This is a genomic window from Kitasatospora sp. NPDC056651, assembly GCF_042792155.1.
In the GTDB taxonomy this organism is placed as follows: Bacteria; Actinomycetota; Actinomycetes; order Streptomycetales; family Streptomycetaceae; genus Kitasatospora.
In genome coordinates this window covers 15101-30733 of record NZ_JBHTWX010000111.1, presented here as the reverse complement: position 1 = coordinate 30733, position 15633 = coordinate 15101, and the positions used below count along the sequence as shown (strand labels likewise).

The following is a 15633-nucleotide window of genomic DNA, read 5'->3' as shown; positions in this document are numbered from 1 at the left end:
GCACGCTCCTGCGGACCCGGCCCGTGCGCATCGCGCACGGGCCGTTTCGCGTGCGCCGGCGACGAGGTCGGCGACGCGTCCCGCTCCGGCGGCGCCTCTCCCAATTTTCCCACAACTCACTTACGTCGCAACATGGTTGAATCTCGGAGTTGACGAAGTGGCGACAGGAATCACATTCCCCCCGAAAAAAGACTGTACTCATATTTATTGTGGTTGACCTGTTTGAAGTCCGCAGCTGCAGCACGGGAGGGAAGCTATGAGGGAATGGGACTCCGTCGCCGAGTTCACGGACCAGCTCTTCGGCCATTTACGCAGAGCTGACCAGCGCAGGTGGGCGCACGCGTATCTACACGGCCTCCTCAGCACGCCCGGCAAGAAGTCGATCCGCCGGCTGGCCGCTGTGGCCAGCGATTCCCCGACGGCGTCGCAGGCTCTGCACCAGTTCATCAACGAGAGCCCCTGGGAGTGGGAGCCGGTCTGTGACCAGCTGCGCCAGTGGGTCGAGGAACGCGTCCGGCCCCGGGCCTGGACGGTCGCTCCCGTCGTCCTGCCCAAGCGTGGTGAGAAGACGTGCGGAGTGCACCGCCGATTCATTCCGCAGACCGGACGGACCGTCAACTGCCAGATGGGTACGGGAATCTTCATGTCGACGGAGGAGGGCGAGTTCCCCGTGGGCTGGTGCCTCTTCCTGCCCGAGTCCTGGGCCCGGGGCCCACTCCGCGACCAGGCCCGCATCCCGAGGACGGCCACGTCCCTGGCCGAGGGGCAGCTCCTCGACTCGATCGACCAGATGGTGCGGCGTTCGGAGTGCGAGCCCGTTCCGGTGGTCGCCGACCTCGACGGCTACATGGACGCGCGCCGGCTCGTCGACGGCCTGATCGACCGTCGGCTGGACTTCGTCGTCGCGATTCCCGACGGCTTTCCGCTGGCCCTGCTCGAACGGGGCCCTTCCGGTCCCCGGCGGCCGGCGGCCGCCATGGCGCGGGTGCTGAGCGAACGGTGCCCCGCGGCCCGCCCCCTGACCGCGAGGCCCGGCTGGGAGTCCGTCCGGGACGGCCTGGTGCAGGTGCCGGGGGCCGTCGCGTCCGATCAACGGCCCCAGCCGTTCCGGCTGTTCACGCAACCCGACGGATGTGCGACGGAGTCGGGGCGGCTGTGGATCACCAACATGGTGCGGCGGCCGGTCGACGACCTCCTGGAGTACGCGGAACGGCATCCGGCGACCGGTGGGACCGTCGGACTGCTCCAACGGGGCTTCGGCCTGCGGGACTTCGAGGGGCGCTCGTTCCCGGGCTGGCACCACCACATGGCGCTGGTCTCGGCCGCCTTCGCCTACAGCCGCCTGGCGGCCGATCCCGACCGGCAGGACCGCCGTCCCGGCCTCGGCAGGGTGGGTGACGGCCCGTCAAGGCCCACGCTCGTGCCTCGCGTCCCGTGGACGGGGGAGGACGAGCTGAGCTATCCCGTCGCGGTCTGAGCCTGCCGTTCGAGCGCTCCCCCCGGACGCGGGAGAGGCGCGTGCCGGACCCGCTGTTCCCGCGCCTGTCGGACCGTCACCATGGCGGCCGACAGGCGCGGTTGCGTGTCCGGGGTGCCCGATGGCCAGCGCCGATGGAAGTCCTGTGCGGTAGCGATTGACAGCAGGATGCTTGTTCATGCAAGCTCTACTTATCTGCTTCGGCCTGATTGCAGGCCAAGAAAGCATGTACATACAAGCAACTGCTGGGGGACTTCATGTCTGATGCCACAGCGCCCACCGTCCGCACCCCGGCCGCGGTCTGAGCGGGGGAGTGACGATGCGTTATTCCGATCTTTCAGAGAGCGAGCTGACCGAGTACGCCCGCGAGGCGGTGCGGATCAGCCGCGAGCACGTCGCCAGGGGCGGCATCCCGTTCTCCGGTGTGGTGGTCAACGCGGGCCGGATCCTCGGCACCGGCGTCAACCGGGTGCGCGAGGACAACGACCCCACCGCGCACGCCGAGGTGACGGCACTGCGGGAGGCCGCCGCCAAGTACGGACTCCACGCCACCGCGGGGTCCACCCTGATCGCCTCCGGCGAGCCGTGCGCCCTGTGCTACATGGCCTCGCTGTACTTCAACGTCGGCCACATCGTCAACGTGGTCGACCGCAAGACGGCCGCCCGCTACGGCTTCGACTACACCAGCTCGTACTCGATCTTCGCCGAGGATCCGGAGACCTGGCCGATCAAGGTGACATGGCTTCAGATCCCGGAGGGGACCGCGCCGTTCGAGGAGTTCCTCGCCATCGAGCGGGGGCGGTCATGACCGAGGAGGCGATCGAGAAGGTCGGCGTCAAGGTCTGGTCGGACTACGTCTGTCCGTTCTGCATGCTGGCCGAGGGCCCGCTGCACGAGGCCACCCGCGACCTCGACGTCGAGATCGAGTGGATGCCGTTCGAGCTGCGGCCCCACCCCACCCCGACACTGCGGCCGGAGGACCCGTACCTGCCGGCGATCTGGGCGCGGTCGGTCTACCCGATGGCGCGGCGGATGGGTGTGGACATCACCCTGCCCACCGTCTCCCCGCAGCCCTACACCCGGCTGGCCTTCGAGGGCTACCAGTACGCGGCCGAGCACGGCAGGGGAACCGAGTACACCCCGCGGGTCCTGCGGGCCTTCTTCCAGGAGAACCGGGACATCGGCCAGGTGGCGGTCCTCTCCGACATCGCGTCCGAACTCGGCCTGGACAGTGCCGAGTTCACCGAGGCACTGACCTCCGGAACCTACACCGAGGCCCACCGGAAGGCGCTGCGTCTCGCCGAGGCGTACCGCGTTTCCGTCGCTCCCACGATCATCATCGGTGGACGCCACCGCATCGAAGGCGTCCCCTCCGTCGCCCAGATCCGCAAGGCCGTGCTCGACGCCCAGGCCGAGTCGGTCACCCAGGGTGCCGCCTGCGGAATCGACGGATGCTGACCTGACCCGAGCGGTGGCCGATCGCGAGCCGGGCGGCCTGCGTCCCCCCGGCCCGCGTCCCCTCGGCCCCACGGCGTCCTGGTGGGCCCGCACGCCGCCACTCCTCTCACACGCTCCTCCGGTACCGCGGATTCACGGCGGGCCTCCCCCCCCTAGCGCTGCCCTTCAACGAACGAAAAGGACATGTCATGCAGTGGTTCTACCTCGCGATCGCGGACATCTTCGAGATCGCCGTCGCGATCGCGGCAGGAAAGGCCGAAGGCTTCAAGAACCGTAAGTGGACCGCCGTGACCCTGATCACCGGCGCCCTCGGGACCTTCTTCCTCAGCAAGGCGCTCCTGACCTTCAACGTCGGTGTCGGCTACGCCATCTGGACCTCCGTCGCCGGTGTCGGCATCACCCTCCTCGGCGCGCTGCTCTTCGGCCAGCGCCTGAACTGGCGCAAGGCCGTCGGCATCGCCCTCGTCATCGCCGGCGTCGTCGGCCTCCAGCTCAGCGGCGCCGCCTGAGCATCCCGCTCCCTCCCCGCTCCTTCCCCGACCCACCCCTTCGAAAGGACCCGCACACCATGTCTGACACCGGCCGCACCTCAGCCAACTCCTGGATCATGCTCCTGCTCGCCGGCGGCTTCGAAATCGGCTACGCGCTCGCGGTCGGCGGAAGCCACGGCTTCACCCGCCTGACGTGGTCACTGGTCGCCGTCGTCTTCTTCCTCCTGACGCTCTGGGCGCTGAGCGCCGCGCTGCGGACCATCGAGGTCAGCATCGGCTACGCCGTCTGGGCCGGAATCGGGGCCGTCGGTGCGGCGCTGCTCGGTCCCGTCGTCTTCGACGAGAGCCTGAACGCCGTCCAGGCCGGGTGGCTGGCCGTCATCATCGCCGGAGTGATCTGGCTCAAGCTCGCCGACCGGCCGGCGAAGACCCCGGAGGTCACGGCCGCCACGCCGCGGGAGAACCAGACCGTGGACGCCTGACGGGTGCGTCCTCTCAGGGCGGGAAGCCGTCGCCGCCACCTCCGCGAGGTGCGCCGGTCGGGCCGGGTCTCGGTCGGGTGATCGCGGAGCAGTCGGAGCACGTGCAGCAGGGCCTCTTGGCGGCCCGGGTGGGTTCGAATCCCGCCCGGGGGACCAGGAGGCCCTGCCCGTTGTCGTGGGTCGTGGGTCGTGGGGCGCCGGAAAGCCTCGGCTACCCGCCGGCGGGCCTCCGGTCGGTGGAGGCGGGGCGCTCGGTGACGGCGGGGCGGTCGGCGGCGGCGACGAGGTCGGCGAAGCCCAGGGGGGCACCCGCTGCCGGGGCTGCCGCGGATGCGGGCGCCGCTGCCGTGTCGAGGCCGTCGAGGGCCAGGTCGAGATGGCGGTGCAGGAGGTCGCCGTCGGCGTCGAGGCGGGCCAGGCCGCCGGGCAGGGGACGGGAGAGGCGGATCGAGAGCAGGACGAGGTCGCCCATGCCCACGTCGTGGCGGAGCCGGCCCGAGCGGTGTGCGGCGTCGATCAGGGCCTGGACGGTGTTCGCCGTCCTGGTGCGGATGCGGACGAGGTCCTCGTCGACCACGAGGCCTTCGAGCAGGACGAGGATGACCGCGCCCATCCGCAGGTCCGCCGCCGCGTGGACGAACCGGCGCAAGGCGGCGAAGGCGTCGTCGTCCGCCGCGGCGGCCGCTTCGGCGACGCCCTCCAGGCGGGTGAGCAGGTCGCCGGTGAGGTCCCGGACGAGCGCTTCCCGGTCGGGGTAGCGCCGGTAGAGCGTGCCGGGCCCGATTCCGGCCCGGCGCACGATCAGGTCCAGCGGTGCGTCGAGCCCGTGCGTCAGGAAGACGTCACCGGCCGCGTCGAGGATCCGTCGCCTGCTGCGTGCCGCGTCCGCCCGCACGGTGTACCGCCTTCCGTTGCCCCACTGAACCGGAGATGTTCTCTCCGCTATGTTACCGTCCAGAGGCGGAGAGAGACGCTCCGGTCAAGCGTCGTGCGCGAGGTCGGCGACGGTCCGCGCGGCCTGCGCGTCCGCCTGACGGGCGGGGACGGGGGGCCACGGGGCGTGGGCCGCGACCCGGGTGCGGAGGTCGCGCAGCGCGCGGGCGGAGGCGATGCCCACGGCTCCGGTGACCAGGCCGTCACGGACGCAGGCGGCGGCGAAGCGGTGCTCCTCCAGGCTGCCGTCGACCACGTCGACGCGGTCCGCGTCGCCGGGGCGGCCGAAGGCCTGGACACGCAGCCCGTACTGGTCGGTCCACAGGTACGGGACCGGCCGGTAGGCCTGCCGGGCGCCGTCCGGGCCGGCCAGCAGGTTCCGGGCGGCGTGCATCGCCTGTTCGGTCGCGTTGGTGCGCTGTTCGAGTCGGTGGTGGCGGCCGGTGCGCGGGTCGGGCCAGGAGGCGGCGTCACCGGCGGCCCAGACGCCGGGGCCGGCGGCGCAGTAGGCGTCGCAGACCACGCCGTCGTCCAGCGGGACGCCGCTGCCGGCCAGCCACTCGGTGGCCGGCTCGGACCCGACGGCCATCAGCACGGCGTCGGCCGTCAGTTCGGAGCCGTCGGCCAGTCGCACGCCGGCGGCCCGGCCGCGGCGTTCGAGCAGCGCCGCGGCCGTGCCCCGGTGGAGCCGCACCCCGTGTGCGCGGTGCAGACCGGTCAGCAGCGCGGCCGTCTCGGTGCCCAGGACGGCGGCCAGCGGTGTGGCGGTGGAGGTCAGCCAGGCCACCTCGGCGCCCAGCCCGACGGCGGTGGCCGCCGCCTCGGCGCCGAGGAGCCCGCCGCCGACCACCAACAGCCGTACGCCGGAGCGCAGTTCCCCGCGCAGGGCGAGGGCGTCGGCGAGGGTGCGCAGCACGTGCGCCCCGGGTACCGGCGCCTCGGCGCCGGGGAGCCGGCGCGGGCGGACGCCGGTGGCCACGATGACGGCGTCGCAGCGCACCCGCCCGCCGTCGGAGAGCTCCACGGTCCGCTCCCGGCGGTCCAGGCGTTCGGCCCGGACCCCGAGGCGCAGGTCGAGCCGGAGCTCCGCCAGCGCCTCGGGGCCGCGCAGGGCCAGTCGGTGGGGCCGCCACTCGCCGCCGAGCAGCTGTTTCGACAACGGCGGCCGGTCGTACGGCGGCTCCGGCTCGGCCCCGATCAGGCTGAGCCGGCCGTCGTAGCCGGCGCGGCGCAGCGCCTCGGCGGCGTGCAGTCCGGCCGCGCCGGCGCCGACCACGGCCACGTCCCGCGGAGCGGTCACGCCTGCTCCAGCAGGATCGCCGAGGCCGGGCAGACGGCGGCGGCGTCGCGGACGGCCTGGTGGAGTCCGGCGGGCGGTTCGGCGTCGAGGAGCACGACGATGCCGTCCTCGTCGCGCTGGTCGAAGACCTCGGGGGCGGCGAGCACGCAGTGGCCGGCGCCGCAGCACTTCTCCTGGTCGATCCGGACGAGCATGGTGTTCCCTTCAGGGCGGCCCTGGACGGTGTCAACTCTGCGGCAGGGCTGTGGGTTTGGTGGGGTCAGGCGCGCTGGAGCGCGGTCACCAGGCGACCGGCAGCCCGTGGACGCCGTAGACGAGCATCTCGCCGCGGAAGCGGATCTCCTCGAACGGCGCCGCCAGGCGCAGTCCGGGCAGCCGCCGCAGGATGGTGGCGAGGGCGATCTGGAGCTCCAGCCGGGCGAGCGGCTGCCCCAGGCACTGGTGGGGGCCGAAGCCGAAGGCCAGGTGGCGGCGGGCGTCGCGGGTCAGGTCGAGCTCGTCTCCCCCGGGGAACTCCCGCTCGTCCCGGTTGGCGGTGTTGACCATGCAGATGACGCCCTCGCCCGCCCGGATCCGCTCGCCGGCCAGGTCGACGTCCTCGGTGGCGACCCGGGTCAGGCCGGAGTGCACGATGGTCAGGTAGCGCAGCAGCTCCTCGACCGCGCCGGGCACGGCTTCGGGGTGCTCGCGCAGGTGGGCGAGCTGGTCGGGGTTGCGCAGCAGGGCGAGGACGGAGAGCGCGGTCATGTTCGCCGTGGTCTCGTGCCCGGCCACCAGCAGCAGCCGCCCCATCCCGCCGATCTCCTCGGTGCTCAGCTCGCCGCGCTCCACCAGGCGGCTGAGGATGCCGTCGTCGGGCCGGGTGCGCTTGGACTCGGTGAGCCGGACCAGGTAGTCGACCAGCTGGGCCTGGGCGGCGGAGACCTCCTCGGCCGTGGAGGCGCGGCGCAGCAGGACGCGGCTGCAGTCCTGGAAGAACTCGTGGTCCTGGTAGGGGACGCCGAGCAGCAGGCAGATGACCAGGGACGGCAGCGGCAGGGCGAAGTCGTGGACCAGGTCGGCCTCGGAGCGTCCGTCGGTCATCCGGTCCAGCAGGTCGTCGGCGATCCGCTGGATCTGCGGGCGCAGCGCCTCGACGTTCTTGACCATGAATTCGCCGGTGAGCATCCGGCGGTAGTGGGAGTGCTCGGGGTCGTCCATCCGGATGATGGTGGGCCGGCCGGTGTTCAGCTGCCGGGCGCCCGCGCTGACGAAGGGGAAGCCGGGCCGGGCGGAGTCGGAGCTGAAGCGGGCGTCGGAGAGCACCGCCTTGATGTCCTCGTGGCGGGTGGCCAGCCAGCTGGTGGAGCCGTCCCACAGCGAGACGCGGCTGATCGGCTCCTCCTGCCGGGCCTGCTCGTAGGCGGCCGGTGGGGCGAACGGGCAGGTGCCGCGGGCGGCGGGGTGGGTGAAGCGCGGGGTCTTCTCGGCGGTGGCCATCGGTGGATCCCCTTCCGGGAGTTGGGCGATCGTATTTACGTGCCCAAAGCAACTAACTGACCGTCACGCTAACTCGCGTTCCGTGGTGGCGGAAGGGCGTGCGGGGCGTCGGCCGAATCTGTCCGAAATCGCTTCGTGACTCCCCGTTGCTGTCACGGCCGTGGCGGATCGCTACAGTTCCCCCATGTCGGACGAAGAAGATGCCGAAGACGACCGCACCACCGCCTCCGCACCGGGGGACCTGGACGGACTGGAGGACGTCCTGGCCACCCTCGCCTACCTGCTGACACGCTCACAGGAGCACGAGCGCCGGATGGCGTCGGCCGGCATCACGGCCGCCCGCTCGGACGTCTACCTGCTGCGCGCGCTCGTCGAGACCGAAGGACCCAGCCGGGTGAGCGACCTCGCCGCCCGGCTGATGGTCAAGTCCTCCCACGTGACCCGGCAGATCGACCGCCTCCAGGGCCAGCGGCTGGTGGAGCGCGCCCAGGACACCCAGGACCGACGGGCCCGCCGGGTCGCGATCACGGCCGACGGGCGGGCACTGCTCGACCGGCTGAAACAGGCCAACCTCGCCAGTCTGACCAACGTGCTGGACGGCGTCCCGGAACCGGACGTCACCGCCACCGTCAGCGTGCTGCGCCACCTGATCGACCGCTACGTGCGCCGGGTGCGCACCGGGCTCTCCGAGGACGACCCGCTCCCGGGCCGGGTGGACGGCGGCCCCGGCACCCCGGTGGCGACGGCCCCGCTCGGTACCGCGACGAGCGAAGGCGGTTGAGCCCCGGGAGCACCCGGGTACGTCACCGGTCATGTCGGACGAGAAGAACCGCGCCGTGGCCGAGGCGATCCTCCCGCTGGTCGGTGGCGCCGCCAACATCCGCTCGGTCGCCCACTGCATGACCCGGCTGCGGCTGGGCCTGGCGGACCGCGCCCTGGTCGACACCGAGGCGCTGCGGGCACTGCCGGCGGTCCTGGGCGCGGTCGAGGACGACACCTACCAGATCGTCCTCGGCCCCGCCGCCGTCGCCGGGGTCACCGCGCAGCTGCGGCGGCTCCTGGACGGGGCGGGTGTCGGCAGCCGCGGCGGTGGCGGGGCTGGGGCCGGGGCCGGTGGCGGTGGCGGTGGCGGGGCACCGGGCGAGGCCGGGAGCGCCCCCACCGCGGAGGAACTCTCCGGGCGCGGCGAACGCATCCGGGCGCGGGCCCGGGCACGCAACGCCACCCCCGTGAAGCTGGCGCTGCGCCGGATCGCCAATGTCTTCGTCCCGCTGATCCCCGCCCTGATCGGGTGCGGGATCGTGGCCGGCCTCGCCGGCGCCCTCGCCAACCTCGGCTGGGCGCCGGCGCTGGTCACCGCCCTCGGACCGGTCTCCTCGGGATTCATGTCCCTGCTCGCCGTCTTCGTCGGCTACAACACGGCCAAGGAGTTCGGCGGCACACCCGTCCTCGGCGGGGCCGTGGCCAGCGTGATCGTCTACGCGGGGGTCGCCAAGGTCGAGGCCTTCGGCCACCACCTCACCCCCGGACAGGGCGGCGTCATCGGGGCGCTCGGTGCCGCGCTGCTGGCCGTCCACCTGGAACGCTGGACCCGGCGGCTGGTGCCCGATGCCCTGGACGTCCTGGTCACCCCCACGGTCACCGTCCTGCTCGGCGGGCTGGCCGCCCTGTTCGGCCTGATGTTCGTCGCCGGGGAGGTCTCCACCGCCATCGGCCACGCCGCCACCTGGTTGCTCGCCCACGGCGGCCTGCTCGCCGGGCTGGTGCTCGGCGGCCTCTTCCTCCCGCTGGTCATGCTCGGGCTCCACCAGGCGCTGATCCCGATCCACACCACCCTGATCCAGCAGCAGGGCTCCACCGTCCTGCTGCCGATCCTCGCCATGGCCGGGGCCGGCCAGGTCGGCTGCGCGGTGGCCGTCTACCTGCGACTGCGTCACAACGCCTCGATCCGGGCCACCATCCGCTCCGCCCTCCCGGCCGGACTGCTCGGCGTCGGCGAGCCCCTGGTGTACGGCGTCACCCTGCCGCTGGGGCGCCCCTTCGTCACGGCCTGCGTCGGCGGCGCCGCCGGGGGCGCCTTCATCGGGGTCGCCGGCCAGCTCGGCAACGCGGTCGGCTCCACCGCCATCGGACCCTCCGGCTGGGCCCTCTTCCCGCTGCTGGCCGGCCCGCACGGGCTGCTCGCGAGCGCCGCCGTCTACGGCGGAGGCCTGCTGACGGGTTACCTGGCGGGCTTCCTGGCCACGTACTTCTTCGGCTTCACCCGCGAGACCCTCGCCGAGTACGACGCGGTGGCCGCCGACGGCGGAAGCGCGGAGTAGCGCGGGCCGCGAGGGAGCCGGGAGGGGCTTCGTCGGCCACCAAGGTCCCCGCGAGGCGGATGAATCGGGACCTAGGGGAAGCGAAGGGCGGTCAAGTCCGGTGTGCTGTCGTTGAGTCGGGGAGCGAGTGGATCCGGCCGGGCACAGCCGCGGGCCGCCGCCGAGGTGTTCGGCGGCGGCCAAGAAAAGCCCAGGGCTGCCCAGGACGGCCTGCGGCGGCACACGGCGGCCTGTGGCGGCCGGCGGCGCTCATGTCGCGAGGAAGCGCTCCCGGTGGATCCGCTCGGGCGGGACTCCGGCCGTGGTGGCGGCGTGGAGGACCGCGTCGACCATGGGCGGCGGTCCGCAGACGTACAGGTCCGGTGCGGTGTCCGCGAGTTCGGGCAGGGCGCCGGCCAGCTGGTCCGCCGGGGTGCCGGTCGGGCCGGACCAGCCGGGGCCGGGCTTCCGGACGCAGACCTCGTACCGGAAGCCGGGCAACTCGGAGGCCACCGCGGCGAGTTCGTCCAGGCCGAAGACGTCCTGCGGCTCGTCGACGCCGAGGACCAGCCGGGCGGGCTGCGGCTCCTGCCACTCGGCCATCCGGCGGGCCATCGCGAGCAGCGGGGCCAGGCCGGTGCCGCCGGCCACGAACCAGCGCGGGCGCAGGCCGGTCTCGTGCAGGCCGAAGGCGCCCTGCGGACCGTGCACGGTGAGCCGGTCGCCCGGGCGGGCCCGGTGGGCGAGGTACGAGGAGAAGTGCCCGCCCTCCCGCAGCCGGACGTAGAACTCCAGCCGGCCCTCCCAGTTCCCGGTGTTGGCGAGGGAGTACGCGCGCTTCACCTCGCTGCCGGGCAGCCGCAGCTCCATGAACTGGCCCGGGTCGAACTGGCAGTCCGGGTCGTCGAGACGCAGCTCCAGCCGTACGGTCTCCGGCGTGAGCGGCTCCACCGCGGTGACGGTGGCCTCACGGACCGGGACGCCGCCGTACAGGATGCGGGACTGCTCGTACGGCAGCGCGGCCGTCAGCGGCCCGCGGGGGAAGGTGCGGCAGAGCAGCACCCGCCGTGCTCGCGCTCGCGCGGCGGCAGGGCCTGCTCGCTGTGCGGGCCGAGTTCGTACGCTCCGCCGGTGACGGAGGCGTGGCAGGAGCCGCAGCTGCCCTGGCGGCAGGAGGCGGGCAGGGCGGCGCCGGCCGCCGCGGCGGCCTCCAGCACGCTGAGCCCCGGGGCGCAGTCGAACTCCAGGCGGCCGCCGTCGCCGGTGGTGAGGGCGACCGGGTGCGGGCCGGCCGCGTTCGGGGTGTCTTCCGGGGCGGGGTGCGGGCCGGCCGTGCTCGGGGTGTCCTCCGGGTTCACGAGGCCGACCGTTCGAGCGCCGCGGCCAGGTCGGCCGCCGGGTCGCCGATCAGCTTCAGGTCGAAGCGCTTCACCAGCCCGTCGACCAGGGCGGGGGTGAGGAAGCCGGGCAGCGAGGGACCGAGGTGGATGTCGCGGATGCCCAGCGCCAGCAGGGTGAGCAGCACCGCGACGGCCTTCTGCTCCGTCCAGGACAGCGCCAGGGTGAGCGGCAGGTCGTTGACCTCGCACTCGAAGGCGTCGGCCAGCGCGACGGCGATCCGGATGGCGGAGTAGGTGTCGTTGCACTGGCCGAGGTCCAGCAGCCGGGGGAGGCCGGCGATCTCTCCGAAGTCGTGCCGGTTGAAGCGGTACTTGGCGCAGCCGAGGGTGAGCACCACGCTGTCCCGGGGCGCGCCGAGGGCGAAGTCGGTGTAGTAGTCGCGCCCGGGGGTGGGCCCGTCGCAGCCGCCGATCAGGAAGAAGTGCCGGATGGCGCCCTGCTGGACCGCGCCGACCACCTGGTCGGCGACGGCGAGCACCGCGTCGCGGCCGAAGCCGACGGTGACGGCCTCCTCCTCGGCGGCGGTCTCCGGGAAGCCGGGCAGGGCGTGGGCGGCCTGGATCAGCGGGCGGAAGTCGTGGTCGGCCAGGTGCCGGACACCGGGCCAGCCGACCGGCCCGGCGGTGAAGATCCGGCGGCGGTAACTGACGTGCGGCTCGATGACGCAGTTGGAGGTCATCAGGATCGGGCCGGGGAAGGCCGCGAACTCCCGCTGCTGGTCCTGCCAGGCGCCGCCGTAGTTGCCGGCCAGGTGCGGGTGGGCCTTGAGCAGCGGATAGGCGTGGGCGGGGAGCATCTCGCCGTGGGTGTAGACGTTGATGCCCTGGTCCCGGGTCTGGACCAGCAGGGCCTCCAGGTCCCGCAGGTCGTGGCCGCTGACCAGGATCGCCTTGCCCGCGACCGGGGTGGTGCGCACGGCGGTGGGCTGCTGGGCGCCGTAGGTGCCGGTGTTGGCGGCGTCGAGCAGTTCGATCACCGCGAGGTTCAGCCGTCCGAGGCCGACGGCGCGTTCCAGAAGTTCGGCCGGGTCGGTCGGATCTCCGGCCAGGTAGGCGAAGGCGTCCTCGACGCCGCCGAGCACCTCGGCGCTGCGGCGGCCGAGCACGTCGGCGTGGTGGGCGTACGCGCAGATGCCCTTGAGCGCGTAGAGGTGGAGCGAGCGGAGCCCGACCACCTCCGGGCCCACCAGGGGGAGTCCGATGTCCACCCGGACGCCCGGTGCCTGGCCGACGAGCGCGGCGGGGCTCGCGCCGGGCGTCCAGACGGCCGGGCCGGTGAGGGCCTCCGGCTCCTGTCCGGCGGCGCGCGCGGCCCGCTCGTAGCGGTCCCGGGCGCGGTTGCGGACGCCCATGGCCAGCTGGATCAGCGCGGCGAAGCGGGTGGGGTTGAAGTTGACGTTGGTGAGCGTGGTGAAGGCGGCGTAGAGGACGAAGGCGGCCGCCTCGTCGTCCGGGTCGCCGAGCGCGCGGGCCTTGGCGGCGTACTGGGAGATGCCCTTGACCGCGTGGATCAGCAGGTCCTGGAGGTCCGACGTGGGGGAATCCTTGCCGCAGTTGCCGATCGGACCGGCGCAGCCGGGGGTGGCGCCGGTGCGGTCGGTCTGTTCGCACTGGAAGCAGAACATGCGGGTCCTCCGGGGACTGGGGGTGTCGTTCGGCCGGGGCGCGCGGAAGGGGCCCGGGGAGTCCAGGATGGGGCGGACGTTGACGGTGCGTCAGGGTCGGAGGGCCCCAATCCGGGGTCGTGAGACCCAGTCGGCGCGAGGCGGTGGGGAGGCCGTCGAGGCCGTCGCGGTCGTCGAGGTCGTCGAGGTCGTCACGCTGGGTGTGCGGTGCCGCCGTGGTGATCGCCGTGGCCTCGCCGCCGCGTCGCCGTCCTCGCCGCGCATCCCGGCCCCGAGCATCCCGGCCCCGGGTGCTCCGGCCCCGAGCATCCCGGCCCCGAGCGCTCCGGCCCCGGGTGCGTGGAATCCGGGCAAAGTCGTAGAAAACGGATGAAACATGAGTTCGACGCCGGGTGCCGGGTAGAACAACCCATGCGGCGGCCGGGAGTCGTCCGGCCGCTCCGGCACCCCGCCGGGTGCCACCGGGACCGCGCTCGAAGAAACCGGGCACAGGCCCTCGGGAGGAAACCCCCGACGCGCGGGCTCCTGCTCGCACGGGTCCAGGGCGTACACCCCCATGCCCAGGAGAAGTCCAGTGCCCATCCGTCCGGAAACCGTCCGCCGCGACACCGCCCTGCCGACCGACCTGCCCCCCAGGCCCACGGCGGCCGAACTGCGGGCCATGGGGAAGTCCGAGGCCCGGCAACTGAGCGACGCGCTGTTCGACCGGCTGGCCGGGCTGGCCCGGGAGACCCACGCCTACAGCTACGTGCGCGGCACGATCATCGAGCTCAACATGCCGCTGGTGCGCTTCATCGCCGCCCGCTTCCGCCACCGCGCGGAGGACATGGAGGACATCCTCCAGGTCGGCACGATCGGCCTGATCAAGGCCGTCGACGGCTACGACCCGCGGCGCGGCGTCGAGTTCGTCACCTACGCGATCCCGACCATCACCGGGGAGATCAAGCGGTTCTTCCGCGACACCTCCTGGCCGGTCCGGGTCCCGCGCAGCATGCAGGAGCTCTACCTGGCCGTCGCCCGCGGCTCGGACCGCCTGGAGCAGGAACTCGGCCGGCTGCCCCAGCCCGAGGAGATCGCCGAGGACCTGCACCTCACCGTCGAGCAGGCCATCCAGGGCCTGCTGGCGGGCCGGCTCTACCGCCCCAACTCCCTGGACGCGCTGCGCGACCAGGACGCCGACGAGAGCGGCAGCGCCCTGCTCGACCGCCTCGGCGGCTGCGACCCGGGCATCGACCTCGCCGACTTCCGCACGGCCGTGCGCCCGCTGCTGGCCCAACTGCCCGAGCGCGAGCAGACCGTCCTCAAACTGCGGTTCTGGGACGGCTGCACCCAGTCCCGGATCGCCGAACGCATCGGCGTCTCCCAGATGCACGTCTCCCGGCTGCTCAGCGCCACCCTCGCCTGGCTGCGCGAGCGCCTGGAGGACCGGGACGCCTCCGGCTGGGCCGACGGACCGGTGGCGGCCGGCTGACCGTCCCGCCCCGGCTGACCGTCCCGCCCCGGTGGGACGCTTCCGGCCCCCGCGGCCGACGGTCGCGCGAGGGAGGACCGCGGCGGGGGCCCGTCGGCGTGGCGGACCGGAGGAGGAGCGCCGTGTCCCCGAAGGCCTCCGACCGGCCGTACGCCCGCACCACGACCGGACGGCCGCCGGCCCCGGCCGGGCCGGCGGTGTCCTCGCCGCTTCCCCGGCCCGGAGGTGCGGTGCCCACGGGTGATCGGACGCATACTGTCCGGAAAACCCGGAGGTCATCATGCCCATGGTGGATGTCGCGGCCCTCGGCCGACTCGTCGCGGAGTACGAGGCGCTGTCCCCGTCCCGCTCGCCGGAGGCCCGGCAGCGGCTGCGCGACGTCTGCTACACGATCGGGATCTACACCGGGGAGGCCGACGCGGTCCGCGCGGTCGCCCGGGCCCGGACGCTGCTGGAGCGCCACGGGCCGGCGGGTCCCGGTGGGCCGGCGGACGGAAGCCCGTCCGCCGAACGGGCCCACGCGGCGCTGCTGACCGAGCTGGGCGAACTCGCGGCCCGGGAGCACCGGTCCGGCTCCACCCCGACGCTGCACGACGTGGTGCAGCTGACCAGGGTCGCGGTCCCCGACTGCGTGGGCGCCGCCGTGAGCACCTGGCACGACGACGGCTCGGTGGAGACCTTCGCGGCCAGCTCCTCGTACCTGCTGGCCCTGGAACGCGCGCAGGGCGAGGCGGGGACGGGCCCGCTGCCCAGGGTGCGCCGCCAGGGCGAGGGGCAGGTCGTGGTCCGGCTGGACCCGGGGCGCCCCGGCCGGTTCGCCGACCGGGCCCGGCGCTGCGGCGTGCGGGCCGTGGCCAGCGCGCACCTGCGGACCCACCCGCACGGCTGCACGGCCTTCAGCGCGTACCTGCGGACCCCGGTGGAGCCGGGCACCCCGGCCCTCGGGCTGGTCGAGGCGCTCGCCCTCCAGGCCTCGGCCGCGTTGGACCGCTTCGCGCTGGCCAGGGCGGTGGCCGACCTGCTCGACCGCCGGCACGCCACCGGGCTGGCCATCGGCATCACCGCGGAGCGCTTCGGCGTCCCCCCGCACGCCGCGCTGAATCTGCTCGTCCGGGCCGCCCAGCAGCTGGGCACGGACCTCGACACGGTGTCCCGCAGGCTCGCCGCCGACGGCTGGCCGCCGCCCGCGGGCGACGGCCGGAGCGGTTCATAGCGGT

General features: G+C 73.6%; 16 protein-coding genes. 9 read left to right on the top strand and 7 right to left on the bottom strand.

Translation table 11 applies throughout. The features are described 5' to 3' along the window. Positions 1-256 precede the first annotated feature (256 nt). The 5 genes from ACFRAR_RS31650 to ACFRAR_RS31630 all read left to right on the top strand — a co-directional run bounded on the left by ACFRAR_RS31650 (position 257) and on the right by ACFRAR_RS31630 (position 3908). Positions 257-1477 carry an IS701 family transposase gene (locus tag ACFRAR_RS31650; RefSeq protein ID WP_380702470.1) on the top strand — a complete coding sequence of 407 codons (1221 nt, stop codon included), beginning with the start codon at positions 257-259 and terminating at the stop codon, positions 1475-1477. A 319-nt stretch (positions 1478-1796) separates the two neighbouring features. Continuing rightward, positions 1797-2285: a nucleoside deaminase gene (locus ACFRAR_RS31645; RefSeq protein ID WP_380702468.1), complete on the top strand. Its 489-nt coding sequence runs from the start codon at positions 1797-1799 to the stop codon at positions 2283-2285. Beyond that, complete coding sequence (locus tag ACFRAR_RS31640; RefSeq protein WP_380702466.1) at positions 2282-2935, top strand: DsbA family protein; 654 nt, start codon at positions 2282-2284, stop codon at positions 2933-2935. Before ACFRAR_RS31645 ends, ACFRAR_RS31640 begins: the two co-directional genes overlap by 4 nt. 188 nt (positions 2936-3123) lie before the next feature. After that, entirely contained in the window at positions 3124-3444 is a 321-nt protein-coding gene (locus ACFRAR_RS31635; RefSeq protein WP_380702463.1) for a DMT family transporter, read from the top strand. A 59-nt stretch (positions 3445-3503) separates the two neighbouring features. Continuing rightward, positions 3504-3908, top strand: coding sequence for a DMT family transporter (locus tag ACFRAR_RS31630; RefSeq protein WP_380702461.1), 405 nt, complete (start codon positions 3504-3506; stop codon positions 3906-3908). A gap of 211 nt (positions 3909-4119) precedes the next feature. On the opposite strand, the gene ACFRAR_RS31625 is transcribed toward ACFRAR_RS31630, so the two are convergent. The 4 genes from ACFRAR_RS31625 to ACFRAR_RS31610 all read right to left on the bottom strand — a co-directional run bounded on the left by ACFRAR_RS31625 (position 4120) and on the right by ACFRAR_RS31610 (position 7620). Next, positions 4120-4803 (bottom strand): TetR/AcrR family transcriptional regulator, encoded by a 684-nt coding sequence (locus ACFRAR_RS31625; protein WP_380702459.1) that lies wholly within the window; start codon positions 4801-4803, stop codon positions 4120-4122. Positions 4804-4887: 84 nt separating this feature from the next. After that, positions 4888-6141, bottom strand: coding sequence for an NAD(P)/FAD-dependent oxidoreductase (locus ACFRAR_RS31620; protein WP_380702457.1), 1254 nt, complete (start codon positions 6139-6141; stop codon positions 4888-4890). Then, positions 6138-6335, bottom strand: coding sequence for a ferredoxin (locus tag ACFRAR_RS31615; RefSeq protein ID WP_380702455.1), 198 nt, complete (start codon positions 6333-6335; stop codon positions 6138-6140). The genes ACFRAR_RS31620 and ACFRAR_RS31615 overlap by 4 nt, the downstream gene beginning before the upstream one ends. 85 nt (positions 6336-6420) lie before the next feature. Beyond that, a complete protein-coding gene (locus ACFRAR_RS31610; protein WP_380702453.1) occupies positions 6421-7620 on the bottom strand; it encodes a cytochrome P450 in 1200 nt (399 codons plus the stop codon). Between the two features lie 184 nt (positions 7621-7804). Here ACFRAR_RS31610 and ACFRAR_RS31605 point away from each other — a divergent pair, with 184 nt between their 5' ends. Both ACFRAR_RS31605 and ACFRAR_RS31600 read left to right on the top strand, forming a co-directional pair. Beyond that, positions 7805-8401, top strand: coding sequence for a MarR family winged helix-turn-helix transcriptional regulator (locus tag ACFRAR_RS31605; protein ID WP_380702451.1), 597 nt, complete (start codon positions 7805-7807; stop codon positions 8399-8401). Between the two features lie 31 nt (positions 8402-8432). Continuing rightward, on the top strand, positions 8433-9941 hold the full coding sequence (locus ACFRAR_RS31600) for a PTS transporter subunit EIIC (RefSeq protein WP_380702449.1): 1509 nt from the start codon (positions 8433-8435) through the stop codon (positions 9939-9941). Between the two features lie 249 nt (positions 9942-10190). Here ACFRAR_RS31600 and ACFRAR_RS31595 read toward each other — a convergent pair whose 3' ends face one another. The 3 genes from ACFRAR_RS31595 to hcp are packed head-to-tail and all read right to left on the bottom strand — an operon-like array spanning position 10191 to position 12945. Next, a complete protein-coding gene (locus ACFRAR_RS31595; RefSeq protein WP_380702447.1) occupies positions 10191-10982 on the bottom strand; it encodes an FAD-binding oxidoreductase in 792 nt (263 codons plus the stop codon). Next, positions 10946-11278 carry a 2Fe-2S iron-sulfur cluster-binding protein gene (locus tag ACFRAR_RS31590; RefSeq protein ID WP_380702445.1) on the bottom strand — a complete coding sequence of 111 codons (333 nt, stop codon included), beginning with the start codon at positions 11276-11278 and terminating at the stop codon, positions 10946-10948. Before ACFRAR_RS31590 ends, ACFRAR_RS31595 begins: the two co-directional genes overlap by 37 nt. Then, positions 11275-12945 carry a hydroxylamine reductase gene (hcp, locus tag ACFRAR_RS31585; protein ID WP_380702443.1) on the bottom strand — a complete coding sequence of 557 codons (1671 nt, stop codon included), beginning with the start codon at positions 12943-12945 and terminating at the stop codon, positions 11275-11277. Before hcp ends, ACFRAR_RS31590 begins: the two co-directional genes overlap by 4 nt. Positions 12946-13501: 556 nt before the next feature. On the opposite strand from hcp, the gene ACFRAR_RS31580 reads away from it, so the two are divergent. Both ACFRAR_RS31580 and ACFRAR_RS31575 read left to right on the top strand, forming a co-directional pair. After that, positions 13502-14416: a SigB/SigF/SigG family RNA polymerase sigma factor gene (locus ACFRAR_RS31580; protein ID WP_380702441.1), complete on the top strand. Its 915-nt coding sequence runs from the start codon at positions 13502-13504 to the stop codon at positions 14414-14416. 280 nt (positions 14417-14696) lie between these two features. Then, positions 14697-15629, top strand: a complete 933-nt coding sequence (locus tag ACFRAR_RS31575; RefSeq protein ID WP_380702439.1) for a DUF5133 domain-containing protein — start codon at positions 14697-14699, stop codon at positions 15627-15629. Positions 15630-15633: the final 4 nt, after the last annotated feature.

Coding starts and splice junctions, on each gene's coding strand:
- ACFRAR_RS31650 (WP_380702470.1), top strand. CDS start 257: ATGAGGGAATGGGACTCCGTCGCCGAGTTCACGGACCAGCTCTTCGGC.
- ACFRAR_RS31645 (WP_380702468.1), top strand. CDS start 1,797: ATGCGTTATTCCGATCTTTCAGAGAGCGAGCTGACCGAGTACGCCCGC.
- ACFRAR_RS31640 (WP_380702466.1), top strand. CDS start 2,282: ATGACCGAGGAGGCGATCGAGAAGGTCGGCGTCAAGGTCTGGTCGGAC.
- ACFRAR_RS31635 (WP_380702463.1), top strand. CDS start 3,124: ATGCAGTGGTTCTACCTCGCGATCGCGGACATCTTCGAGATCGCCGTC.
- ACFRAR_RS31630 (WP_380702461.1), top strand. CDS start 3,504: ATGTCTGACACCGGCCGCACCTCAGCCAACTCCTGGATCATGCTCCTG.
- ACFRAR_RS31615 (WP_380702455.1), bottom strand. CDS start 6,335: ATGCTCGTCCGGATCGACCAGGAGAAGTGCTGCGGCGCCGGCCACTGC.
- ACFRAR_RS31610 (WP_380702453.1), bottom strand. CDS start 7,620: ATGGCCACCGCCGAGAAGACCCCGCGCTTCACCCACCCCGCCGCCCGC.
- ACFRAR_RS31605 (WP_380702451.1), top strand. CDS start 7,805: ATGTCGGACGAAGAAGATGCCGAAGACGACCGCACCACCGCCTCCGCA.
- ACFRAR_RS31600 (WP_380702449.1), top strand. CDS start 8,433: ATGTCGGACGAGAAGAACCGCGCCGTGGCCGAGGCGATCCTCCCGCTG.
- hcp (WP_380702443.1), bottom strand. CDS start 12,945: ATGTTCTGCTTCCAGTGCGAACAGACCGACCGCACCGGCGCCACCCCC.
- ACFRAR_RS31580 (WP_380702441.1), top strand. CDS start 13,502: ATGCCCAGGAGAAGTCCAGTGCCCATCCGTCCGGAAACCGTCCGCCGC.
- ACFRAR_RS31575 (WP_380702439.1), top strand. CDS start 14,697: ATGCCCATGGTGGATGTCGCGGCCCTCGGCCGACTCGTCGCGGAGTAC.